The following is a 21,180-nucleotide window of genomic DNA, read 5'->3' on the forward strand; positions in this document are numbered from 1 at the left end:
AAAATAATTTGAATTTTACCAAAATCTATAAACTTAAATTCACTTTTTGTGAACTGAAACAGCTTATCCATCAATTCGGTATGCTATTCAACGAAAAAATTACCAGTTGGACGATAAAATAATTAGTTTTACATTAGATTAGTCATAAAATTCTTACAAGGTCCCAAATCTTGCGAATGACAAACTTAAAAACATATCGGCCTGTCCCAATCAGGCAACTTAACCTACAAATTCCAATCGGCTATGGAGATAAAACTACCCAAGTTTCCCCAAACTACATTCCCGTACCCATTTGAGCGCTATCTATTTGCGTTCATGGTTCTTATTTTTCTTGGCCTCCCATTGCAGGCACAAGAGGAAAACAATCCATATGTGAGTTATGATGTCCCGTTTCAAAACCTGTTGAAATTCAACCGGTTTTTGATCAATCCCACCTTTTCATCCATTCGGGAGGACAAGTCTTACATTAACTTTTTTCATAGAAGCCAAAGTGCTGATTTCGACAACAACCGCCAAAACTATTTTTTAAGCTATAGTGGCCAGTTGAATGATAGAATAGGCCTAGGTTTTAGTCTTTACAATCAGCGAGAAGGGGTGATTTCCAACCTTGGTGTGATGGCCAATTACTCCCATGGTATTCAGTTGGGAGAAGAGAGCAGCCTAACCTTTGGGGTAAATATTCCTTATTATGTAAGTAGTTACGACCCTAGTAGGGCAATTGCCTTGGAGGAAGATCCTGTTTTGAGCGATGCGAGCGAAAGTTCCATTATCTCTTTTCAACCAGGGCTTAACCTTAGTTTGGGCAAGTTCGATTTTGGTGTTTTTGCCCAAAATTTGGTGGATTTTAATTTGAAGTCCGGAGAATCGCTCACCCAGTTCAAAGAAAAAACCTTTTCAGGCCATATACAGTATGTTCACCAGTTGGAATATGGTAAAGGTATTTTTGAGGATGCACGATTAATGCCGTTGGCAAGAGCCCGTTTTGAAGGTAGTGAAGATCCTGTTTTCGGAGGGGGGATCATTTTTGACCTTCCTAAACTGGGTTGGATACAAGCCGGATATGATCAATTTTATGGAGCATCCGCAGGGACAGGCTTCAATTTGAACCAACGATTGTCCTTTGGCTATAATTTTGAGAAAAGTTTGGTGAATAGTATAGCCAACCTTGGGGTTACCCACGAAATTTCCATTGCATACTCTTTTGTGCCCAATCTTTCCAAAAATACATTTGTATCCAACGATGAAGACGTAGAGAAAAAGAAGATTGAAAATTCAACTGTGGCGGACGCAGGGGAGGAAACCAAAAAGACCGAACAAAGCAGTAAACTGGATGTTGAAACCACTTTACGCCCTACCAATAAAGAAGAAAGGGCCTATTGGGAGGAACGAGTTGCAGAATTGCAAGAAAAACAAGAAGATAGCTATGCCGTTATAGACGATTTGCTCTACAAGGTAGATTCCATGAAGCAGAGCCGTGAGCAAGACATGGAAAAGCGTTTTGAGATGGTGATGCGATTGGTAAAACGGCACAATGGTGACGATATTCCCGATATAAAGGAGAAAGCCCAAAAGCTCTACATGGCCGATAGTAAAGATTTGGATTCCTTGTACAATGCCTTTGATGCTTCAACCGCATCAGCTTTGGCAGTAAACTCTACGCCCATATCCAAAAAAGTTGAGAAGAAAAGCGAAGGAACTTTTAACGGTGGTGCGTTCAAGCCCATTGAAAAATACATCAATCTTGAAGGTGTGGGGCAAGGACATTACATTGTGGCAAATGTGTTTAAGAACGAGACGTACCTGAAAAACTTCATGGAAGAATTGAAGAGCAAAGGTCTACAGGCACAATACTTTAAGAATCCGGATAACGGTCTAAACTATGTCTACTTGGCCAAGTACGAGGAAAACGAATTGGCCTACCAGGCATATCAATCAAAAATGAAAGGCAAGTACCAAGACGAAATTTGGATCATGCATGTGGAAAACCCAAGGTACGCCAACTGGGCCGATGCTATTTTTCAGGATATTGAATAATCAATCAAGACTTTTGTCCCTCATAAAATCTGCAATGCCCTGGCTCCCTGAGTCGGGGCGTTCTTTTAGTTCAGATATTATTTTTTGATGATCATCGGAACGGGTCTGTGATAATTTATACGTTGCCTGTATATCCGAAACTCTTATCTGAAACCCTACCACACCCTTTACCTGACGTAGCGTTTTTGAAGACATATTTTTGAGTGAAATCGGGTTTTTGGAATCTTTCTCATATTTATCTACCAATCGGTGCATGGCTGCCATGGTCTCTTCTTCCGTAAGAATGCTCAACTTCCCGTAAACGTGAACGGCTATGTAGTTCCAAGTAGGCACTTCTTCCTCCTTGTACCACGATGATGATACATACGCATGCGGGCCGTTAAAGATGCAAAGTACTTCGGACTCATCCTTAAAATGTTTCCATTGTGGGTTGGCTTTGGCTATGTGTCCCACCAAAATATCGTTTCCTTGCCCGTCGGTTTCCAGTTCCAAGGGAATGTGCGTCCCCCATGGTTTATTGTCCACGATATTGATCAAAATACCAAAACTGTTTTGCTTCAAAAAAGCTTTGATCTCTTCAATATCATTATTGCTATAATGGGGAGGGGTGTACATAGACGCGCTTCAATTTTAAACCGAACGCTAAAATATAAATTAAGTTGCGATGGACTACGGTTCATCCCCGAATGTTCACAGTTGGGTAAACCTTCTTTTAAAAAAAGCAGTCTTGTGGTCATCTTTGTGGCATCAATAATCAAAAACAACAGTCATGAAAAAACTTATTTTAGCTATTGTACTCATTGGGTCAACATTGGTAAATGCGCAGGATCGCTATTCCAGTGGAATGGAAAAGGCCTTTGAATTATGGCAGAACCAGAAAACAACAGAGGCATCTAACCTTTTCGAGCGAATTGCCACTGCTGAACCGGATAAATGGTTGCCCTATTATTACGTATCGCAGATCAATACCGTAATATCTTTTGGGGAGAAGGATGAGGAAAAATTGAGCAAGCAATTGGAAAAAGCCAAAGAGTTTTTGGATGTGGCAAAGGCCATTTCTCCGGACAACCCAGAAATCCTGATTCAGGAAGCCCTTATCAATACAGCATGGATTGCTTTTGATGGTGTTACTTACGGGATGACGCTTTCCCCAAAAAATGTGCAATTGTACCAAAAAGCTCTTGAAATAGCTCCGGATAACCCAAGGGTGATACTTTCCAAAGCGGAATGGGACATGGGGTCGGCCCGCTATTTTGGTAAGGATGTTACCCCATATTGCAAAGATGTGGAAAGGGCCTTGGATCTTTTTGCTACCTTTAAATCCGAAACTCCGTTCTACCCGACCTGGGGAAAAGAAAGGGCGGAAGAGGTGTTGAAAAGCTGTGGTAAATAGAAATAAATGAAACTCTTTATAAAAGAACTTATAAAAGCATTTTTAGTGGGGATAGCTATTTTTATAGTTTTCCTCATTATTTTCTTTATCAAGGGATGGGACCTTACCTATCAGCAGTTATGGGAGGAGTTTTGGGAAAGTATGATCTTTTCCGTCATCATTTACATGTTCAATGCCGCATCTTTTATCTTTTTGATGCGCAAATACGATAAGGAACTCTTTACAAAAAAGTATGTTGGTTATGGTATTCTAGGGAATATTATAGCTTCCATACTTGGAATTATTGTTTCCAGATTTGTATTAATGGTTCTGGTATATCAAAAATCCATAAGCCAGTTCTTTGCGGAGGAACGCTCTGAATTCTATGTAAGCTCCTTTATCATTTCCATGGCGGTGGCATTGATGTTCTATGCAGCCTACTACTACAAATACTACAAGGAAAAGCAGGTAAAGGAGCAAAAAATTATTGCCGGGTCGGCCTCGGCACGTTTCGATGCGCTGAAAAACCAATTGGATCCCCATTTTTTGTTCAACAGCCTTAATGTATTGACCAGTTTGATAGATGAGGACCCACACCAGGCACAAAACTTCACCACATCGCTTTCCAAAGTATATCGATATGTGTTGGAACAGAAAAACAAGGATCTTGTTACGGTTGATGAGGAGTTGAAGTTTGCTCGAACCTACGTTAGACTACTTAAAATGCGCTTTGAGGACAGTATTATTTTCGATATTCCGGATACTTGCTCCCAGCCTGAAGCTAAAATAGTGCCCCTGTCATTACAGCTTTTGTTAGAAAATGCAGTCAAGCATAATGTGGTCACTTCTTCCCGGCCATTGCATATCAAAGTATTTGAACAAAATGGCATGTTGGCGGTAAGCAACAACCTCCAAGAAAAGCAGGTGGTGAAAAAAAGCAGTGGGGTAGGACTCCAAAACATAAAACAACGCTACAATATCCTTACGGACCGTGAAGTGATCATTGAGAAAACAAAAAGTGATTTCATGGTTTTTATACCCATGCTCACCCAAAAATATACGGTTCTGGAGACACAGGAGAGCTATATTGAAGAGAAACGCTATGCCAATGCTAAGGAACGGGTCAAGAATATTAAAGACTTCTATGGCAATCTTATGGCCTATTGTATTGTGATTCCTTTTTTATGGTGGCTCAACTTTCGCACTACGGATTTTCTATGGGCTTTCTTCCCTACATTGGGTTGGGGATTTGGACTTACAGCCCACGGTATGGCAGCTTTCGGCTATAATCCGTTATGGGGAAAACGTTGGGAGGAGCGCAAGATCAAAGAGTTGATGGAGAAGGACGATTTCTAGGAAATCAGTTCAGTTTTCTGATTGCAGAAGTCAGCAGTCAGTTTTCGGTTGTTTAGATAAGATGAACTCAGCATAAGGGTTGTAATCACGAAAATTTCACGAACTTCCCTCAACCCTCAACCCTCAACCCTCAACCCTCAACCTCTCTATCTACAACTCATCCCATTAAAATTACAGTTCGGGAATTCACTTTTCTTTTTGCAGATAGGTATCCTGATATTTGACCTGTAATCAATAATTAAAACCGAACAGTCATGAAAAATGTAAACGAACACCGATACACCAGAGCAAAAGAGAGAGTGGAGAGCCTAAAATCTTTTTACCATAGCTTAATTGCCTATTGCGTGGTGATTCCACTTTTGATCTACATCAATTATAGGACCACCGATATTCCTTGGGCCATTTTTCCCGCCGTTGGATGGGGACTTGGTTTGGTCAGCCTTTGGATGACCGCTTATGGATACAATCCCATTTTCGGAAAGGATTGGGAAGAGCGTAAGATTCGGGAGTTTATGAACGATAAAGAATTTTAAGAATGAGTATTTTTAGCTATAACATCACATCAAATAACAATACCATGGAAACTATAGATAAAGAAAACAAATATGTAAGGGCACGTGAGCGTGTTCAGGAACTCAAAAAGTTTTATGGGAACCTCACTTCATATGTGTTTGTAATAGCCGGATTGGCAGTTCTAAATTACTACACTACGGGCTTTGGCTATATGTGGTTCTTGTGGGCCGCCTTTGGTTGGGGAATCGGGATTGTTTTTCATGCCATTAAAACATTTGACCTTAATCCCTTTTTTGGAAAACAATGGGAAAAACGCAAGCTAGAGGAGTTTATGCGCGATGATGAACAAAACAATAAATGGAAATAACCATGGAAAATAGTAACAAAGAAAAATACAATAGGGCCAAAAAAAGAGTGGATGAACTCAAAGGCTTTTATATCCATTTGGCCATTTATGTGGTGATAAATGCCTTTATTTTGGTGAACCTGTACCTAAGAAACGATGACTTTTGGAGATGGGAGCATTTCTTTACTTTGATTGCCTGGGGAGTAGGAGTTCTATTCCACGCGTCAAAAACCTTTGGGGTCAACCCATTGTTGGGTAAAGACTGGGAAGAACGCCAAATCCAAAAGTACATGGACGAGGACAAAGAAGAAATGAACAAGTATAAATAAGATGATGGTCAACAAAGATACAGCGAGAGAGAACGCTAAAAAACGCGTCAAGGAGCTCAAAGGATACTATAGGCACATTTTCATTTTTATTGTCGTTAATGGCTTCTTATACCTTCTTAAGACCGGAGTATTAAATTCGTTGTTGCCGGAAACATTTCCAAAGGAGTCCTATTACTATGATTGGATCAATGCAAACATCTTGATTTGGGCCGTGCTCTTGGTCGTACATACCTTGATTCTGCAAAGGCATAAATTTACGTTCTTTAAAAGATGGGAAGAACGGCAGATTCAAAAATACATCGAAGAGGATAGGAACAAGGTGGATAAATATAAATAGCATCATGGACAGAAATTCCGTTTTTGAAAAGGCCCAGCGAAAGGTGAATGCCATAAAAAGGTTTTACTATCATTTGGTGTTTTTTATTTTAGTAAGTTCTGTCCTCTTGGCCTTAAAAGGAAGTATCGTTGATCGGTTCATGGAAACCAGTGGCAACTCTAATGAAGCTTTTTTGAAATGGATAGATTGGAATATTTTGGCGATACCCATAATTTGGGGAGCTGTGATCGCTGTCCAAGGAAGGTATGTTTACAGACTTCATTTTGATGATAAAAAAGTATAGTGAAGAAGAAGTAACAATAAAAATCACAACAAGACCTAAACCTAAACCACAAACCAAACCTATATGAATGTCCTGATTATTGAAGACGAAAAACCAGCAGCAAGAAGATTGTCCAGACTGCTCTCCGAATTGGAAATGGAGGTCTCCACCATGTTGCATTCCGTTGAAGAATCCATAGCATGGTTTCAGAAAAATCCGCATCCCGATTTAATCTTTCTGGACATCCAATTATCCGATGGACTTTCCTTTGAAATTTTTGATGAAGTCGAGGTGAAAAGTGCTATCATTTTTACCACCGCTTATGATGAATATGCACTCCAAGCATTCAAGTTAAATAGCATTGATTATTTGTTAAAACCCATAGACGAAGAAGAGCTGGAAAGTGCCGTAAAAAAGTACCGGAATTTTAAGCCGGAAAACCAAAAAATACCAATCGATTTTAACGACATAAAGAAGCTTTTGGTGAACCCTTTGGAACGTGAATTCAAGAAGCGGTTTACAGCTAGGGTAGGACAGCATTTAAAAATTATAAATGCCGATGAGGTAGAGTGTTTTTATAGTGAGAACAAAGGTACTTATGCCGCTACTTCGGATGGAAGAAATTATTTATTGGACACTACCCTGGAACAGTTGGAGGAGGAGTTGGAGCCACAGACATTTTTTAGGGTCAGCCGAAAATTTTATGTGAACATAAACCATATAGGAGACATCATTTCGTATACAAATTCAAGGCTTCAAATCAAGTTAAAACGGTTTGATGAGGCTGAAGTGATAGTAAGTAGGGAACGAGTAAGAGACTTTAAGTTATGGTTGGAATAAATTAATTTAAAAAACTGATTTTCATAATTTTGAAAATTTATAAAACTAACAATAGGTTTTTCTTATAGTGGGTTTTTTGAGTAAAAAACCTACTTTTCTTCAACTCGATTGTCATCAAAAGCGGAAGGAAGAAGCTTAGGTATCAATTTAATAAAAATAGGCAAAAGAATCGCTCCTCCGGGTAGCATAAAAATTGCCAAGGAAGGAATACTTTTAAAAATATCCATCAGTTGGTTTTGAACTTTTTTCTTCTCTTCGTCACTCAAATCCTTCACGGTCGACTTGGATAAAAGTGCGACCAATTCCCTACTTTCGGTCAGTTCTTTTTTTAATCTTTTGCTGTTTCGTAGAATTAATTTGCCCACGTTTTTTGACATTCCATCATAGAATTGGACGGCCAAATTTTTGTTGCTCAAATAGGCAATTTTATCCTTGTTTTTCTCGAAGAAATTCATCACAAAATCGAGCTCAGATTCTACTTCTTTTTTGGACTTTCCAAGGTCCTTTCCAAGACCAAAAATATAGTCCGTTTCAGAGTAGTCCAACGTCTTATCTTCCCATATGGTCAAGCATGCCATATCCAGAAAATAATCTTTCTCATTTTTGGTGAAATTCCGGTTCAATAAATCCGAATATTCGCCTTCAAATTTTGTATTATCAAGATCAACATAGGTGAGGGAAGACCCCAACAATTGAATCAATTTGGCATCCGATTCATGGGTCTCTTTGGAGTTAAGGGCATGGTACACAATATTAATGGTAACATACTCCAAAAGTTGTGCATGGCTCATCATGTCTTTATCGCTTCGGAGATAAATTATGAAGATGAGAATGTCTACATAAAGTAATGAATTGGTCAAACTATTTCCGAGTGCCCTACTAAAAGTGTTGTCGCTTAAATAGATTCGGGAATCAATCAATTTTTCCAGTTGGGAAATTGTTTTCGAGCCGCTCAATATCTTGCTCAAAAACGAAATCCTGCTCACATTCAAGGATTGATAATATTCGAATATTTTGTTGACGAAGGCCTCGAAATCGGTCTTTCCAACCTCAAAAGTATAGGTGTAGTATAAAGCGGTCAGTAGATTGATCTTGGCAATCTCGTCCTCGCTCAAGGTGTGTTCCACTTCTATAAACGATGGGATGCTTAAGTGGACACCGTATATGAAACCATTTGTTTTGAGTTCTCTGTACAAACTGTCGAAGTCTTCAAAACGGGAAGACTCTTGAGCTACTAGGTGACCAAACTTGTTGATCCAGCCAGAGGCGGAAGGGTTCATGGATACATTTTAACGCATCAAAGTAAAACAATTTCTCTGACTTTGTTTTGGTGCAGGCCAATGACTTCGATGAAATTTTAACATTTCAAAACCAAACCGCGTACTACGCAGTTCCGTAGGTAGGGTAGATACAAGCCCTAAAACAACAAATAAAATGAAAGTAATAATACCACGTATCTGTGTATTCCTCGTCTTGATGTTTCTGGTTTCTTGCGTTCAAGAACCGGAAGTGTTCAGAACAAACAAATCGGACTATGATCACTTTTTGGTATCAGGTCCGTTAAAGACTATACCCGCTAATTTACAGTTTGAAGTAGAAGCCAATTCTGGTAGTATGCAATTGCCCGGTTTGTGGAACTTGACGGACGATAACATGCAAATTTTTAGGGAAACAGGGGATGTGAAATTCTTAAAAAATTCAGAGAGGACCCTAAAAAAAGCAGTTGAAATGGCTACTACTGAAAAATCTGGATTTATAAGGGCTTTGTCCAGAAACTATATGTTACAGCACAGGTTTAAGGAAGCTTTGTTATTGGCAGAAGAGGCAAGAGCCTTAGGCACCGATGTCGAGGCGACCCAGAGTTTGCTGTTTGATCTTCATATGGAACTTGGCAACTATGGACTTGCAAACAAATACTTGGACAGCATTAAGGATGTATCAAGCTATGAATATTTGGTCAGATTGGCTAGGTGGAACAATTTCAAGGGACATTCGGATTCCGCTATCAAGCTTATGGAAAAAGCGACCGAGAAGGCAGAGATTTCCCAGAATGAAGACTTGTTGTTGTGTTCCTACGTCAATTTAGCGGATTATTATGGAGCAACAGGACATATAGAAAAAGCTTACAAACTATATCTCAAGGCGCTTCAAATATCGCCACAAGATGCAAATGCAAAAAAAGGAATCGCTTGGATCGTGTATTCTTACGAAAGAAATGGTATGGAGGCACTTCGGATTTTGGACTCCATCACACAAAAGAACAAATCCCCAGAATATTATTTGTTGAAAGCAGAGATTGCAGCTTTTATAGACGATGATATGTTGAGGGTTCAGGCATTGGATGATTATTATAAGATGGCAGGGAAAAACACGGACTATGGCGACATGTACAATGCCTATAATGTAGATTTTTTACTGAGTATGGATGTGGAACAACGAGCCTATGAATTGGCCCAGGAGGAGGTGAGTATTAGGCCTACACCCGAATCTTATGGGTGGTTGGCCTACAGTTTACTTCATTTGGGAGAAAAGGAAAGAGCAATGGAGGTTATCGAAGAACACGTAATAGACGTTACTTATGAACCTGCTATTTTGCAACGCGCTGCCGAGATTTATAAAGCGAACGGGAAACAGGACAAGGTAAAAGCGCTAAAAGAAGAATTAATGGGGGCAACCTACGAGCTTGGTCCCATAAAGGAGGCAGAGGTTGCCAGTTTGTGAATTTCCCCCGCTAAAAGCAAGGTTGAAGACCGATAGGGTCTCGGCTTGGTTGTTGTTTTTAGGTACGCCATGGTATTTTTGCCATGGCGTTTTTTTAATCTTCGGCTATGGCATTTTGGGTCTCGCTTTCTTGCTCTTTCAAGATTTCAATACCTTTTTGTATGACCAGGTTGGTGGGGATGGTAATTCGTTTGCCATCATCGGTGCGCATAAATAGGTAGAATCCGCTTATGTCCTCAACTTTTCCGGTCCAGTCAAAATCCTTGTCCATCACCCTTATTCTGTCACCCAAACGCAACGGATGGTTAAAAAAGAGGATAACACTTGCCGTAAGGTTGGAAAGGATGGACCACTGCGCCACAAAACCAACCCCCAATATGGCCAATATCGAGGAAATAAATACCGAAAACTCTTCGAAATTGACTCCCCAAATCAATGAAATGCCGATAAAGGCCAGCAGATAGAACATCAAATTGCTTAAATAAAAAATTATTTTTCTACTGTTCATATCAATAGAGCTTGTTCTGCCGAACCGTCGAATAGCTCTTTTGCTCAAAGAGTTGAGCGCAATGATAATGGCCAAAAGAATGATAGTGAACAAAATCTCGGATTTGAAGGACATAGTGTCAATCATGATGCTTCTTAGTAAATTTGATTTATATTGATAAGTCTAAACTACGAATAAACCCTTTCATATTTTTAAGCCATGAAAACAGATTTTGAAGAAAATTCGTGGGTAATAAATTACTCTCCCGAAAATTACTCTAATCACAAATTCTCATTGGAGAGCGATTTGTTGCTTTCAAAAGGCGACAAATCCATTACTTGGGTAAATACCTATGGTTTGGATTACATGGAAGAGTTTAGGCAAATGGTGAACGGCAATAATCTTGACGATTTTTTACTGCGTCTGCTCTTGAACCAAAAGATGGGAAACAAGGTCATAGTGCTGGAGGACCAATTGTTTATTGCGGCCCGAATCCTTAAAACAGAACACGATACTATGGAGTCCGAACAAATGTATTTTGTAGTTTCAAAGGACTTTAATTGGTGCATCCAAGAAAAGAGGGGAGATCATTTTGATTGGATTCGCCAGCGAATATTCGAAAACAAGGGTATCATCAGAAAAAAACGAGCCGATTACCTGCTTTTTTTTATCCTGGAGACCTTGATAACCAATTACAAAGATAAGTATGAGGAAACTGTAATCATGGAAAATGCCTTGGATGCCATCGTAAAACGTGAACCGACTCCTGAGTTTATGTTCGAGGTGGAGCAGAAAAAGGCTGTGATACAAGATTTTAAGAAAGCAGCACAAGGTCTTAGGGATATCATCATTAAGTTGGAACGAGTTCAGGTCAAAGGCTTTCACACCAAATATTTCAGTGAACTTCGTGAACAGATAAATGGCCTTATTGCCGATATCGATTCGGATATTATGGAACTCGAAAGCCAAATAAACCTCTTTTTCAGTGTCCAAGGCCACCGTTTGAACGAGGTAATGAAGACCCTGACCATCTTCTCGGTGGTTTTTATTCCCCTGACATTTTTGGCAGGTATTTACGGGATGAACTTTGAAAACATGCCCGAGTTAAGGTCACCTTATGGTTATTTTATTCTATTGGGCGTAATGCTCATAGTCACCATAATATCCATAGTCATTTTTAAGCGGAAAAAATGGTTTTGATAAATTGAATTATTTCTTTTTGATGGCTTAGTGATTCCTATTTGTCATCCAATGATAAACATCATATTCTTGAAAAACCCAGCTCGGTAGATTTGTCTCATCATTTTAAATAATATACGATGAGAAAAAGAATACTTGTAGCGGCTATCGCTGTAATGGGATTAACAAACTTGGCAGTGGCACAAGATGCCCCGGCGGACAATAGCGGAAAATGGCAGTTTAGATTAAGGGGAATCGTGGTCTCCCCAGATGAAAGCGCGGATATTGAAGCCATTGGTGGGGATGTGGATATTTCCACCTCAATTGTCCCTGAATTTGACATTACCTACTTCTTTGATGATAATTGGTCGATGGAGTTGATTTTGGGAACTACAAAACATGATGTCAAGGCAGTAGAAACTGCTGTTGGAGAAATCGATTTGGGCCATGTTTGGTTATTGCCCCCAACACTTACAGGTCAATACCACTTTACCGGAGGTAATTTTGTTCCCTATGTTGGGGCTGGGGTGAACCTTACCTTATTCTACGGTGTTGATGAAGGACCGACCGTTGATGATATCGACTATGATACGGCTGTTGGCTTCGCCCTTCAAGGTGGGTTTGATTATATGTTGAACGATCAATGGTTCCTGAACTTTGACGTTAAAAAATTGTTCCTGAATACCACCGCGACCGTGGATGCTACTACTGCTTTGGGAGCAACAGTAGACGCCGACGTAGATATAAATCCTTGGATTTTTGGGCTCGGAGTAGGTCTTAAACTTTAATATTCGATTGTTTTTTAGATAATCTAAGTTTTGAAGGTGGTTTGGCTTTGCCGACCACCTTCTTTTTTAGGAGCCTACGGCGCCAAGGGTATACAATTGCTCCAATGTTGGTGTTTCGCTACCACCTTCGGGTTCTAAAGTAATACCAAACGCTTCCGATTCATTCGCGTTTTCCAATGTAAACAGCTTAGTGTCCACCGATGCAAAATCATCCAATAATCCGATGCTGGTGGGGGTCAATGGGTCCAATTTTAGGGACCAGACCTGATAGGTGAAACCTTCGGGTGGTTCTGGAAGCCCTTTGGCATCAATAATCACTTTGCTTTCTACTTTGTTCCAATAGGCTTTTGCATAAGAAGAAGGAGAGACCGTTTGTCCCCCTAATGCAATCACCGTAACGTTTTGATCTCTTATATCCTCAAGGAGCGACTCTTTGTAAGTAATTTCCTCTTGGGTATCCGATAGTATATCCTCTAGACTTTGTTTCTCTTTGTTGGTAAGCTCTATTTCGGATTGTAGCTTGGAATTCTCGGTATACATCCAGAACAATCCGACTGCCAATAGCACCGATGCTGCCCATCCCAAATAACTGCCCCAAGAGGTTCCTTTGCTGGAGGAGCCTTCAGGTGTAAATGGAATAACATCATCTATTCGTGCTTTTATCTTGGTAAAACCATCCGAAGGCATCTTCGGTGAAGCTGCTTCGGTAACTGCAAGAATAGCCCGCTCTATAGCCTCTATTTCATTCCTTATTTCAGGATATTGAATAGCATAATGTTGCACCTCCAAGTTCTCCTCTATGGACAATGCTCCTGCAACATACAGTTCCAATTTTCCAGACGCTATGTATTCTTTCACATCCATGCTCATGCCATATTTTTTCTAATATTCGAAATACAGCTTCTTATTCTCGTTTTGATGGTGCCAACTGGCGTATCCAGCTCTTTGGCAGCTTCTTTTTGTGTATAGCCTTTAAAATAAAGCATATCAATCAGTAAAATGCACTTTTCCTTTAATCCTTTTAACAAAGACTGAAGCCCAATAGTGTCCATTCTACCATTAAGATCTTCGCCGTTTTCAAAGATACCTACGAGAGAATCTACGGGGAGGTTCTTTTTTTGATTTTTATGGGTTTTTGAGCGCACTTCGTCGATTGCGGCGTTACGGGCTATATTCAAGATCCATGTAAAAAAACGGCCTTTGGAAGTGTCGTACTGGTCCGATTTTTCCCAGATTTTCACAAATACATCTTGACAGATCTCTTGGGAACGCTCCGTATCCTTCACAATTACGTTGATTACCCCACATATATTTTCAGCGTACATATTGTACAAGGTTTCAAACGCGACGCTGTCCTTTTTCTGAAATTTTTCTATGAGGTTGTCCAATTGCATAACCGGTTGGTTAAAGATATAAAAAGTTGGCTGTTTTTGTGCTATTCAATATTGATTCCCTTCAGCACCAATGTTTTCCATTCGGGATGTTCTTTAAGATATTTGGCAACAAAGGGGCATAGGGGTATAAGGGTCCAATCTTCCTTTTTGATATGTTCCAAACTTTGTTTGATAAGCTCAGAGCCAATGCCTTGGCCTTCATAACCTGGCGGAACTTCGGTGTGGGTAAGGTAAATTTTTTCTTTGGCCTTGATGTATTCAATTTTTGCTACATCGCCATTATCCAGTTCAAACTGGAATCTTTTGGCAGATTCGTTATCTACAAGTTGATATTGCTTTTCCACAAAATTTTAGTGATTGGTTATCGGTAGCTCAATGCGCCCGATGGACATTTTGAGATTTGTTGTTTCAATTGTTCGGTGGAAGCGTTTTCGGCTTTTATCCAAGGTTTTTCTTTGGGATTATAGACCTTTGGCAACATTTTTACGCAAATTCCAGCATGTTGGCAGAGTTCGGGTTTCCATATCACGGATATTTCCCCGTTAGAGTATTCTTTCATAGCACACACGAATTGAAATAAAAAAGAGCTGCCTGAAAGCAGCTCTGAATAATCTTTATTGAATGATACCTGTACAAGCGATTCTTGCACCGGCAGCTCCGGATGGTTGGGAGGTATAATCATCCACTCCTTGGTGAACGATTACTGCTTTGCCCAAAATGTTTTTCTTTTCGTCATCGCAACCAATGCACCATTCATCCGTAGAAAAATCTACTGTTGCATTTCCATCTGCATCTGCGGTAAAGTTACCGATATCGCCTTTGTGGTAACCATCTTCAGCACCCCATTTACCGTGCTTTTCAAAAGTTGGGTTCCAGTGTCCTCCTGTTGATTTCCCATCGGCGGAAGAACAATCTGCTTTTTCGTGAAGGTGGATGGCATGTTCGCCTTCATCAAGTCCGGTAAAGGTCGCTCTCATGATAACTTCTCCATTATCTTGGGTAAAAACAACCTCACCGTTCACATTACTGTCACTTTTAGGTTCCATACTGAAGGTGATAACCTCAGGGTCAATGGTTTCAACCACTTGGTCCACGGTTTCCTCAATTTCTTCAGTTGCTTCTTCTGTCTCTTTTTTAGCTTCTTTACAGCTAAATGCTGTTATAAATACTAGCGCTAGGGCTATTACTTGTATACTTTTCATTAAAATGAGTTTTTAGATTAACCACTAAGTTAGGTATTATTTATGCCGCTGTCAACCATTACCGTGCTCTATTGATCAGTTTTTTTGCCTTTAAACAATCCTCTTAAATCTGGATTGTAAAAAACGGCCAGTTGCAATCTATCATAAACGGCATTCGCAAATTGGTTTCTCATATATCCCAATTGGATGCTCATGTTTTCTGTAACATTCAAACCAACAGCGCCATACAACCTATTTTGCCCAAACAAATCATCTTGAAGGTTGATGAACAACTCATCGTAAAAGTTCAAAAAGAACGTATTGGTCAATGGCAGGGTCATTTGAATCCGATAACGCGCCCGATGTTGTGTATCGGTGGTTTCCCCAAAATCCAAAAAACGCTGCTCCAAACGGTAGCGGTGTTCAAACAGGAATTCCCAAACCTTGTTTTTGAGTATAAATTGCTCAAAAATCCGATGCTCCTTGGAATTGACCTCACCTTCAAACTCATAAAAATTGTTGTCGGTATCTATAAACGCATAGCCTCCTGTTGCAATAGCATTTGGATCGATATGGTAATTAAGTCCCGTTCTCAACAACATTTGATTGAAGTTGCTCGTGGTTTCGTAAAACCTGAACTGTGCTTCGGTATGAATGCTTAAACGTTCCGAAATTTTGTTGGTGCCAAAGTACATGTACCAAGCACCCATTTCATCTTCACCCGGTTGTTGTGCGTTTATGGTCAATATTCCAAGAAATAAAAATAGGCCTGTTAGTCTTTTGATCATTTATCTTCTTCTTTTATCGGCGTGCTTTTGTCCTCTTTCAAGTATTCGTCCAAAAATTCTAAAATTTTACTGTATGCAGTAATTTGATTCTCTTTTTTGACAAAACCATGTCCTTCATCCTCAAAAAGCACATACTCTACGGGCACACCATTTTTGCGGACTCCGGCAACAATTTCGTCAGACTCTGCCTGCAATACCCTAGGATCTTGCGAGCCTTGAAGTACGATCAATGGTTTGGTGACCTTATCGGTATGGAAAAGAGGGGAAATCTGTTTCAACCGAACAGAGTCGGCACTGTAAGGGTCTCCCAATTCTTTGTACAGTGCATCTTTAAAGGATTCCCACCATGGCGGGATACTTTTTAGGGTTCTCATCCAATTCGTCACCCCAAATAGATTGACCCCTACATCAAATTCTTCAGGGGCGTAGGTCAAAGCGGCCATGGTCATGTATCCGCCGTAGGATCCTCCAATAATTCCTATTTTCTCCCCATCGATTTCAGGTTGTTGAGCCAACCAATTTTTTCCCTCTACGCAGTCTTTCAAATCCTTGTCACCGTGGTTCAGGTCATCCATTTGGTAGAAGGTTTTGCCATATCCACTGCTTCCGCGATTGTTCACTGCTAAAACGGCATAACCATGGTTCACCAAATATTGGATGAAAGAGCTGAAGTTTTGACGGGATTGCCCCCCAGGACCTCCGTGTACCCAAACCAAAGCGGGCACTGGATTTTCCTCGCTTGCTTGGTGTGGGGTGTAGTAAATCGCAGGGATTTCCAAGCCATCAAAGGATTTATATCGGATTACCTCGGCCTTGACCAAATCCTGTCCTTGGATTTCTGGATTCAATACATCGGTCAGCTTTTTCTGCTCCTTGGTCTCCAAGTTGTATACGTAAAGGTTTGATGGTGTATGCGAGCCACCTGCATAAAACCGCATCATGGTTTCGTCGTCGGAAAAGCTAACGCTGGTAATCTCCATGTTCTCCACTTTGGGGAGTTCTATGTTTTTGCCCGTGGCGACCTCCATCACTTCGATGGTATTTTTGGCATCTTCATTAATGTAAGTGACTTGATAGGTGCCATTATCCGTAAAATAACTACCTGAAATATCCCAATCGCGTTCCATCGCCTTTTCGTACGATTCATCAGCAATGGTATATTTCATCAAATAAGAAAATTCACTGCCATCATCGGTGGTGTAATAGAGTGCGGAGCCATCGGGTGAAAAATCCTGCGGTGCATTTCCACTTTGGTTTTTGTTGATTTTCATCAATGCATCGGACTCCAAATTGTACAAGAACAAATCACTATCGTTCGTGTTGATGGATTTGCTCAACGCCACATATTTTTCATCGGGGGAAACAACGCCTACATTGTACCCATCATCATTTTGATAGATAAGTTCGGCGTCCATAGTTTCCAAATCCATTTTGTAGAGGTCCATAAATCGGCTATCCCGCTTGTTGGAGCCATAAAAGAATGCGGATTTGTCCTCGGACCATTGGTAAAACAGGGAACGGGCCCCTTCCTCTGGTGTCAGGTCTTTGTGGCTGCCATCGGTGTCCCGTACAAAAATGTGATAGATTTCATCACCATTGTTGTCCATACGGAAGAGCATTCGCTCATCATTCGGAAAATAAGAAATAGAGAACACCGAAGAGCTGTCCGACTGCGTTATGGGCATCATGTCCCCGCCCGAAGTGGGTATGGTGTACATATTATAAATGCCCGAACGGTTGCTCGACACTAACAATTTGGATTTGTCGGGCGAAAAACTTCCTCCTCCAATGGATTCGTTGTCCATCATTTGGGCAATGGTGTAGGTCTTCATCGTATCCGCTACGGAAGGTTCCTTTTTTTCTTCTTTGCACGCCCAAATACTGGTGATAAGGGCAATGGCCAATAATTTTTTCATGGTTCGCTTATTTAAGTTCAAAACTTTCGGTTTCCTTAAAAGGAGATAGATCCAATGATTCAATGGATGTTCTGTACGATTTCCATTCATCATTAAAGAAGGTATTGGTGCTTTCCAATGCTGCCTTTAGTTCTTCTTCTGCAAACCGAATCATTCTTCTTTCGGTTCCGGTGATTCCAGATTTTCTTGTGTTCACATAGTAAGAAGCATCTCCCAATCTGGTCATTACGTTGGGTTCGGGGTCATCGGTGATCCCTTGTCTTTTGTCTTCCTTGCCCAAATACAGGGCAATGACAGAATCGATTTGCTTTGTAATTTCTTCGGATGCTTTTATTTGTTCCTTGAACTTGTCCTTGTCCAGTTCCTTGAGCTCTTTTTTGAATTTTTCAGCCAAATTTTTGCTTTCCACCAATTGTTTTACGGCATCCGCGGCTGTTTGTGTGTACCCTTCCAGTTTTTTGCCAGTTTCGTACACTTCGTTGATGGAGGCGAGATCAACATCCAACCTTGGGTCCGTTTTAACGGTTACCATGGTGGAATCCGATACATCGCCATAAATGGCCTTTACTTTGTAAGTTCCAGGTTTTACCTCGATACCACCACGTTCTCTGTCGCGTTTGCTGATGGTTCTCGAAGGTCTATCGGGACCTTTTTCATCCAAGTTCCAATAAACTCTATGGAAACCAGCCTTTTCGGGAGTTTTGTATTTCAATGTTCTGATGAGCCTATCACCATCATAGAATTCAAAAAAGATGGAATCCTTGGTTTTTTCCTTTGGCTTTTCGTCCTCGGCCTTATCATCTTCTTCGCTTTCGTCTTTTTTCTCTTCCTTGGACTTGTCAGCTCCTTCTTTTAGGTAGTATGTGATCATAGCTCCTGATTCCCTGTTCTCACCGCTGTAAATGGCATCTCCTCCAAACCTACCGCCAGTGGGCTGTTGGTATGCGGCCAAATAGGCATCAGGACTATCAAAAAGACCGATTTCTTTCTCTAAAACAGAAGTATTGCCCGCCAATTTTCGCAACGGTCGGATATCATCCAATACCCAAGCGGCCCTGCCGAAGGTTCCGATGACCAAATCCTGCTCCCTTGGATGAATGGCCAAATCTTTTGTGGAAACGGTTGGGAAATCCTTGTTCCATTTTTTCCAATTGTTGCCTGCGTCCAATGAAAGATAAAGTCCATCATCCGTACCCAAGAACATGAGGTTGGGGTTTTTTGGGTCCTCGATAATGGATAGCGTGTAGCTTTCCACATCGTTTTCATCTACAATACGGGTCCAGGTTTTGCCATAGTCTTTGGTGCGGTAGGCGTATGGCGTATAATTGAACCTTCTGTAATCGTTTGCGATCAATAGGGCTTCACCTTTATTGTTCTGAGAAGCTTTTATCTGTGGAATCCAACTTCCCGTTGGTAAGCCTTTAATGTTTTTGGTGACCTCGACCCAGGTTTCGCCACCATTTTGGGTATAGTGCACACGTCCATCGTCCGTTCCAATCCAGAGCATATCCTTTTCAACGGGTGAAGGTTCTATCACAATGATGGTGCAGTGGTTTTCCGCCCCTGTGGCATCCATCGTAAGTCCACCGCTTTCGCTCTGTTTTTGTTTTTCCTTATCGTTGGTCGTCAGGTCTGGCGAGATTACTTCCCAAGTCAAACCTTTGTTTGTGGATTTGTGCACAAACTGACTTCCAAAATATACCGTGCTGTTATCAAAAGGGTCTTGTCCAATGGCCGCGTTCCAGTTAAACCTAAGTTTTGTGTCCGCATCGGGAGGGGTAGGGCGTACAATGTAACCGTTCCCTGTTTTCCAATCGTAACGGCTCACATACCCTTGCTGGCTCATGGCATATCCATATTGGCTATCGTCCCTGTCTGGAACCACATCGAACCCATCGCCAAAGGCGATTTCTTGCCAATAACTGTTTCGGATGCCCTGTGCTTTCCAAACATAGGCGGGTCCTCTCCATGAGCCGTTGTCCTGCATACCTCCGTATACATTGTACGGGTACTCGTTGTCCGTACTGATGTGATAGAACTGTGCCACGGGCAAATTACCAATAAAGCGCCATGTTTTGCCTCCGTTTTTGGTAATGTTGAGACCTCCATCGTTTCCATCCATCATGAATTGTCCGTTTTCGGGGTGAATCCACCAGGCATGGTGATCGGGGTGCACACCATTGTCCACACCATAGGCGGGCATCAATTGGGTGAAATTTTTACCGCCATCTTCGGAAACATTGATATAGGTGAAAACCGAATACACCCGATTTTCGTTTTGAGGGTCTACATATATTTCTGAATAATAAAATGGGCGGTTTCCTATATCGCTTTTATCATTGATTTTTTCCCATTTGAAACCACCATCGCTGGATTTGTACAAAGCGTTTTTTTTCGCCTCTACCAAGGCATAGATGATATTGGGTTTGTTTCGGGCAATCGCAACACCGATCCTTCCCAAATCTCCTTTGGGAAGTCCATCTTCCGCGGTGATTTGTTTCCATGTTTTACCACCGTCGTGCGTAATGTGCAATCCGCTGCCTTCTCCGCCCGACTTAAAGAACCATGGTTCTCTTTTGTGCTCCCACATGGCAGCAATCAATTTGTTCGGGTTTTTTGGGTCCATGACCAAATCGGCAACGCCTGTTTTGTTGTTCACGAACAATACCTTTTCCCAAGTTTCACCACCATCCGTAGTTTTAAAGACACCTCGCTCGGGGTGCTCGCCCCAAGGGGAACCAATGGCACCTACGTACACTACATCGGGGTCTGTTGGGTCGATTATGACCCTATGGATGTGCCTTGTTTTCTCCAAGCCCATGGATTTCCAGGTTTTACCCCCGTCCAGGGACTTATAAATTCCATATCCGCCATTTAGGCTGTTTCTTGGGTTGCCTTCTCCTGTACCTACCCAAATTACGGATGGGTTGGATTGTTGGATGGCTACAGCTCCTATTGAGCCTGTTACTTCATTATCAAAAACGGGTTCCCATTTTATTCCACCAGAAGTTGATTTCCACAAGCCGCCCGAAGCTGTTCCAACAAACATTACATCGGGATTGGAATGGACCACATCAATGGAAGTGACACGACCGCTCATTCCTGCGGGACCAATGTTTCTTGGTTTTAGGTCTCGCAGCAGCTCCACATCAAAATCTTGTGCGGTGATACTGGCCGTAATAAGAAGAACAAAATAGAGGATTGATTTTTTCATTAGTTGGCTTTGTTTTTTGAGTTTAGCTTTGACCAGATAACGGCATACTTCGGACAAGCACGGTCATTTTTTGGTCGCCTAAAGATACCAAAAACCCCTGCCTCATTTCTTAAAAGGATGTTA

The 21,180-nt window shown here is 41.1% G+C and carries 23 protein-coding genes; 12 read left to right on the forward strand and 11 right to left on the reverse strand.

Annotation, left to right across the window (positions count from 1 at the left end):
- Window positions 1-243 precede the first annotated feature (243 nt).
- Window positions 244-2,034, forward strand: coding sequence for a PorP/SprF family type IX secretion system membrane protein (locus tag J0656_RS08660; RefSeq protein ID WP_207032920.1), 1,791 nt, complete (start codon window positions 244-246; stop codon window positions 2,032-2,034).
- On the opposite strand, the gene J0656_RS08665 is transcribed toward J0656_RS08660, so the two are convergent.
- Window positions 2,035-2,649 carry an FMN-binding negative transcriptional regulator gene (locus J0656_RS08665; RefSeq protein ID WP_207032921.1) on the reverse strand — a complete coding sequence of 205 codons (615 nt, stop codon included), beginning with the start codon at window positions 2,647-2,649 and terminating at the stop codon, window positions 2,035-2,037.
- Between the two features lie 154 nt (window positions 2,650-2,803).
- On the opposite strand from J0656_RS08665, the gene J0656_RS08670 reads away from it, so the two are divergent.
- From J0656_RS08670 to J0656_RS08705, 8 genes are all read left to right on the forward strand, one after another.
- Window positions 2,804-3,427, forward strand: coding sequence for a tetratricopeptide repeat protein (locus J0656_RS08670; RefSeq protein ID WP_207032923.1), 624 nt, complete (start codon window positions 2,804-2,806; stop codon window positions 3,425-3,427).
- Between the two features lie 6 nt (window positions 3,428-3,433).
- Window positions 3,434-4,762, forward strand: coding sequence for a 2TM domain-containing protein (locus J0656_RS08675; protein WP_207032924.1), 1,329 nt, complete (start codon window positions 3,434-3,436; stop codon window positions 4,760-4,762).
- Between the two features lie 254 nt (window positions 4,763-5,016).
- On the forward strand, window positions 5,017-5,295 hold the full coding sequence (locus J0656_RS08680; RefSeq protein ID WP_207032925.1) for a 2TM domain-containing protein: 279 nt from the start codon (window positions 5,017-5,019) through the stop codon (window positions 5,293-5,295).
- 44 nt (window positions 5,296-5,339) lie between these two features.
- Complete coding sequence (locus J0656_RS08685) at window positions 5,340-5,642, forward strand: 2TM domain-containing protein (protein ID WP_237688896.1); 303 nt, start codon at window positions 5,340-5,342, stop codon at window positions 5,640-5,642.
- Window positions 5,643-5,644: 2 nt separating this feature from the next.
- Entirely contained in the window at window positions 5,645-5,950 is a 306-nt protein-coding gene (locus J0656_RS08690; protein ID WP_207032927.1) for a 2TM domain-containing protein, read from the forward strand.
- Between the two features lies 1 nt (window position 5,951).
- Window positions 5,952-6,287, forward strand: a complete 336-nt coding sequence (locus J0656_RS08695) for a 2TM domain-containing protein (RefSeq protein WP_207032928.1) — start codon at window positions 5,952-5,954, stop codon at window positions 6,285-6,287.
- 4 nt (window positions 6,288-6,291) lie between these two features.
- A complete protein-coding gene (locus J0656_RS08700; protein WP_207032929.1) occupies window positions 6,292-6,570 on the forward strand; it encodes a 2TM domain-containing protein in 279 nt (92 codons plus the stop codon).
- A 63-nt stretch (window positions 6,571-6,633) separates the two neighbouring features.
- The gene (locus J0656_RS08705; protein ID WP_207032931.1) at window positions 6,634-7,389 is read left to right on the forward strand and encodes a LytR/AlgR family response regulator transcription factor; all 756 of its coding nucleotides are present in this window, start codon (window positions 6,634-6,636) and stop codon (window positions 7,387-7,389) included.
- Window positions 7,390-7,478: 89 nt separating this feature from the next.
- On the opposite strand, the gene J0656_RS08710 is transcribed toward J0656_RS08705, so the two are convergent.
- The gene (locus tag J0656_RS08710; RefSeq protein ID WP_207032932.1) at window positions 7,479-8,669 is read right to left on the reverse strand and encodes an LETM1-related biofilm-associated protein; all 1,191 of its coding nucleotides are present in this window, start codon (window positions 8,667-8,669) and stop codon (window positions 7,479-7,481) included.
- A 154-nt stretch (window positions 8,670-8,823) separates the two neighbouring features.
- Here J0656_RS08710 and J0656_RS08715 point away from each other — a divergent pair, with 154 nt between their 5' ends.
- On the forward strand, window positions 8,824-10,110 hold the full coding sequence (locus tag J0656_RS08715; RefSeq protein ID WP_207032933.1) for a tetratricopeptide repeat protein: 1,287 nt from the start codon (window positions 8,824-8,826) through the stop codon (window positions 10,108-10,110).
- Window positions 10,111-10,204: 94 nt separating this feature from the next.
- On the opposite strand, the gene J0656_RS08720 is transcribed toward J0656_RS08715, so the two are convergent.
- A complete protein-coding gene (locus J0656_RS08720; RefSeq protein ID WP_207032934.1) occupies window positions 10,205-10,744 on the reverse strand; it encodes a mechanosensitive ion channel domain-containing protein in 540 nt (179 codons plus the stop codon).
- A 72-nt stretch (window positions 10,745-10,816) separates the two neighbouring features.
- On the opposite strand from J0656_RS08720, the gene J0656_RS08725 reads away from it, so the two are divergent.
- Entirely contained in the window at window positions 10,817-11,797 is a 981-nt protein-coding gene (locus J0656_RS08725) for a CorA family divalent cation transporter (protein ID WP_207032935.1), read from the forward strand.
- A gap of 119 nt (window positions 11,798-11,916) precedes the next feature.
- Window positions 11,917-12,564: an OmpW/AlkL family protein gene (locus tag J0656_RS08730; RefSeq protein ID WP_207032936.1), complete on the forward strand. Its 648-nt coding sequence runs from the start codon at window positions 11,917-11,919 to the stop codon at window positions 12,562-12,564.
- A gap of 66 nt (window positions 12,565-12,630) precedes the next feature.
- Here J0656_RS08730 and J0656_RS08735 read toward each other — a convergent pair whose 3' ends face one another.
- From J0656_RS08735 to J0656_RS08770, 8 genes are all read right to left on the reverse strand, one after another.
- The gene (locus tag J0656_RS08735; RefSeq protein WP_207033319.1) at window positions 12,631-13,428 is read right to left on the reverse strand and encodes an anti-sigma factor; all 798 of its coding nucleotides are present in this window, start codon (window positions 13,426-13,428) and stop codon (window positions 12,631-12,633) included.
- A gap of 2 nt (window positions 13,429-13,430) precedes the next feature.
- Window positions 13,431-13,958 (reverse strand): RNA polymerase sigma factor, encoded by a 528-nt coding sequence (locus J0656_RS08740; RefSeq protein WP_207032937.1) that lies wholly within the window; start codon window positions 13,956-13,958, stop codon window positions 13,431-13,433.
- Window positions 13,959-13,999: 41 nt separating this feature from the next.
- Window positions 14,000-14,302 carry a GNAT family N-acetyltransferase gene (locus tag J0656_RS08745; protein ID WP_207032938.1) on the reverse strand — a complete coding sequence of 101 codons (303 nt, stop codon included), beginning with the start codon at window positions 14,300-14,302 and terminating at the stop codon, window positions 14,000-14,002.
- A gap of 17 nt (window positions 14,303-14,319) precedes the next feature.
- On the reverse strand, window positions 14,320-14,517 hold the full coding sequence (locus J0656_RS08750; protein ID WP_207032940.1) for a (4Fe-4S)-binding protein: 198 nt from the start codon (window positions 14,515-14,517) through the stop codon (window positions 14,320-14,322).
- Window positions 14,518-14,572: 55 nt separating this feature from the next.
- Window positions 14,573-15,160 carry a superoxide dismutase family protein gene (locus J0656_RS08755; RefSeq protein ID WP_207032942.1) on the reverse strand — a complete coding sequence of 196 codons (588 nt, stop codon included), beginning with the start codon at window positions 15,158-15,160 and terminating at the stop codon, window positions 14,573-14,575.
- 68 nt (window positions 15,161-15,228) lie between these two features.
- A complete protein-coding gene (locus J0656_RS08760; RefSeq protein ID WP_207032944.1) occupies window positions 15,229-15,927 on the reverse strand; it encodes a DUF2490 domain-containing protein in 699 nt (232 codons plus the stop codon).
- Window positions 15,924-17,843 carry a S9 family peptidase gene (locus J0656_RS08765; RefSeq protein WP_207032946.1) on the reverse strand — a complete coding sequence of 640 codons (1,920 nt, stop codon included), beginning with the start codon at window positions 17,841-17,843 and terminating at the stop codon, window positions 15,924-15,926. The genes J0656_RS08760 and J0656_RS08765 overlap by 4 nt, the downstream gene beginning before the upstream one ends.
- Window positions 17,844-17,850: 7 nt before the next feature.
- Complete coding sequence (locus J0656_RS08770) at window positions 17,851-21,057, reverse strand: WD40/YVTN/BNR-like repeat-containing protein (RefSeq protein WP_207032947.1); 3,207 nt, start codon at window positions 21,055-21,057, stop codon at window positions 17,851-17,853.
- Window positions 21,058-21,180: the final 123 nt, after the last annotated feature.

It is taken from the genome of Flagellimonas aurea (genome assembly GCF_017313785.1).
In the GTDB taxonomy this organism is placed as follows: Bacteria; Bacteroidota; Bacteroidia; order Flavobacteriales; family Flavobacteriaceae; genus Flagellimonas; species Flagellimonas aurea.

What these genes read in the sequence shown, in the direction of transcription:
- J0656_RS08690 (WP_207032927.1), top strand. Translation starts at nt 5,645, where the DNA reads ATGGAAAATAGTAACAAAGAAAAATACAATAGGGCCAAAAAAAGAGTG.
- J0656_RS08685 (WP_237688896.1), top strand. Translation starts at nt 5,340, where the DNA reads ATGGAAACTATAGATAAAGAAAACAAATATGTAAGGGCACGTGAGCGT.
- J0656_RS08695 (WP_207032928.1), top strand. Translation starts at nt 5,952, where the DNA reads ATGATGGTCAACAAAGATACAGCGAGAGAGAACGCTAAAAAACGCGTC.
- J0656_RS08730 (WP_207032936.1), top strand. Translation starts at nt 11,917, where the DNA reads ATGAGAAAAAGAATACTTGTAGCGGCTATCGCTGTAATGGGATTAACA.
- J0656_RS08760 (WP_207032944.1), bottom strand. Translation starts at nt 15,927, where the DNA reads ATGATCAAAAGACTAACAGGCCTATTTTTATTTCTTGGAATATTGACC.
- J0656_RS08660 (WP_207032920.1), top strand. Translation starts at nt 244, where the DNA reads ATGGAGATAAAACTACCCAAGTTTCCCCAAACTACATTCCCGTACCCA.
- J0656_RS08765 (WP_207032946.1), bottom strand. Translation starts at nt 17,843, where the DNA reads ATGAAAAAATTATTGGCCATTGCCCTTATCACCAGTATTTGGGCGTGC.
- J0656_RS08675 (WP_207032924.1), top strand. Translation starts at nt 3,434, where the DNA reads ATGAAACTCTTTATAAAAGAACTTATAAAAGCATTTTTAGTGGGGATA.
- J0656_RS08750 (WP_207032940.1), bottom strand. Translation starts at nt 14,517, where the DNA reads ATGAAAGAATACTCTAACGGGGAAATATCCGTGATATGGAAACCCGAA.
- J0656_RS08670 (WP_207032923.1), top strand. Translation starts at nt 2,804, where the DNA reads ATGAAAAAACTTATTTTAGCTATTGTACTCATTGGGTCAACATTGGTA.
- J0656_RS08700 (WP_207032929.1), top strand. Translation starts at nt 6,292, where the DNA reads ATGGACAGAAATTCCGTTTTTGAAAAGGCCCAGCGAAAGGTGAATGCC.
- J0656_RS08720 (WP_207032934.1), bottom strand. Translation starts at nt 10,744, where the DNA reads ATGATTGACACTATGTCCTTCAAATCCGAGATTTTGTTCACTATCATT.
- J0656_RS08770 (WP_207032947.1), bottom strand. Translation starts at nt 21,057, where the DNA reads ATGAAAAAATCAATCCTCTATTTTGTTCTTCTTATTACGGCCAGTATC.
- J0656_RS08755 (WP_207032942.1), bottom strand. Translation starts at nt 15,160, where the DNA reads ATGAAAAGTATACAAGTAATAGCCCTAGCGCTAGTATTTATAACAGCA.
- J0656_RS08705 (WP_207032931.1), top strand. Translation starts at nt 6,634, where the DNA reads ATGAATGTCCTGATTATTGAAGACGAAAAACCAGCAGCAAGAAGATTG.
- J0656_RS08710 (WP_207032932.1), bottom strand. Translation starts at nt 8,669, where the DNA reads ATGAACCCTTCCGCCTCTGGCTGGATCAACAAGTTTGGTCACCTAGTA.
- J0656_RS08680 (WP_207032925.1), top strand. Translation starts at nt 5,017, where the DNA reads ATGAAAAATGTAAACGAACACCGATACACCAGAGCAAAAGAGAGAGTG.
- J0656_RS08665 (WP_207032921.1), bottom strand. Translation starts at nt 2,649, where the DNA reads ATGTACACCCCTCCCCATTATAGCAATAATGATATTGAAGAGATCAAA.
- J0656_RS08740 (WP_207032937.1), bottom strand. Translation starts at nt 13,958, where the DNA reads ATGCAATTGGACAACCTCATAGAAAAATTTCAGAAAAAGGACAGCGTC.
- J0656_RS08735 (WP_207033319.1), bottom strand. Translation starts at nt 13,428, where the DNA reads ATGGATGTGAAAGAATACATAGCGTCTGGAAAATTGGAACTGTATGTT.
- J0656_RS08715 (WP_207032933.1), top strand. Translation starts at nt 8,824, where the DNA reads ATGAAAGTAATAATACCACGTATCTGTGTATTCCTCGTCTTGATGTTT.
- J0656_RS08725 (WP_207032935.1), top strand. Translation starts at nt 10,817, where the DNA reads ATGAAAACAGATTTTGAAGAAAATTCGTGGGTAATAAATTACTCTCCC.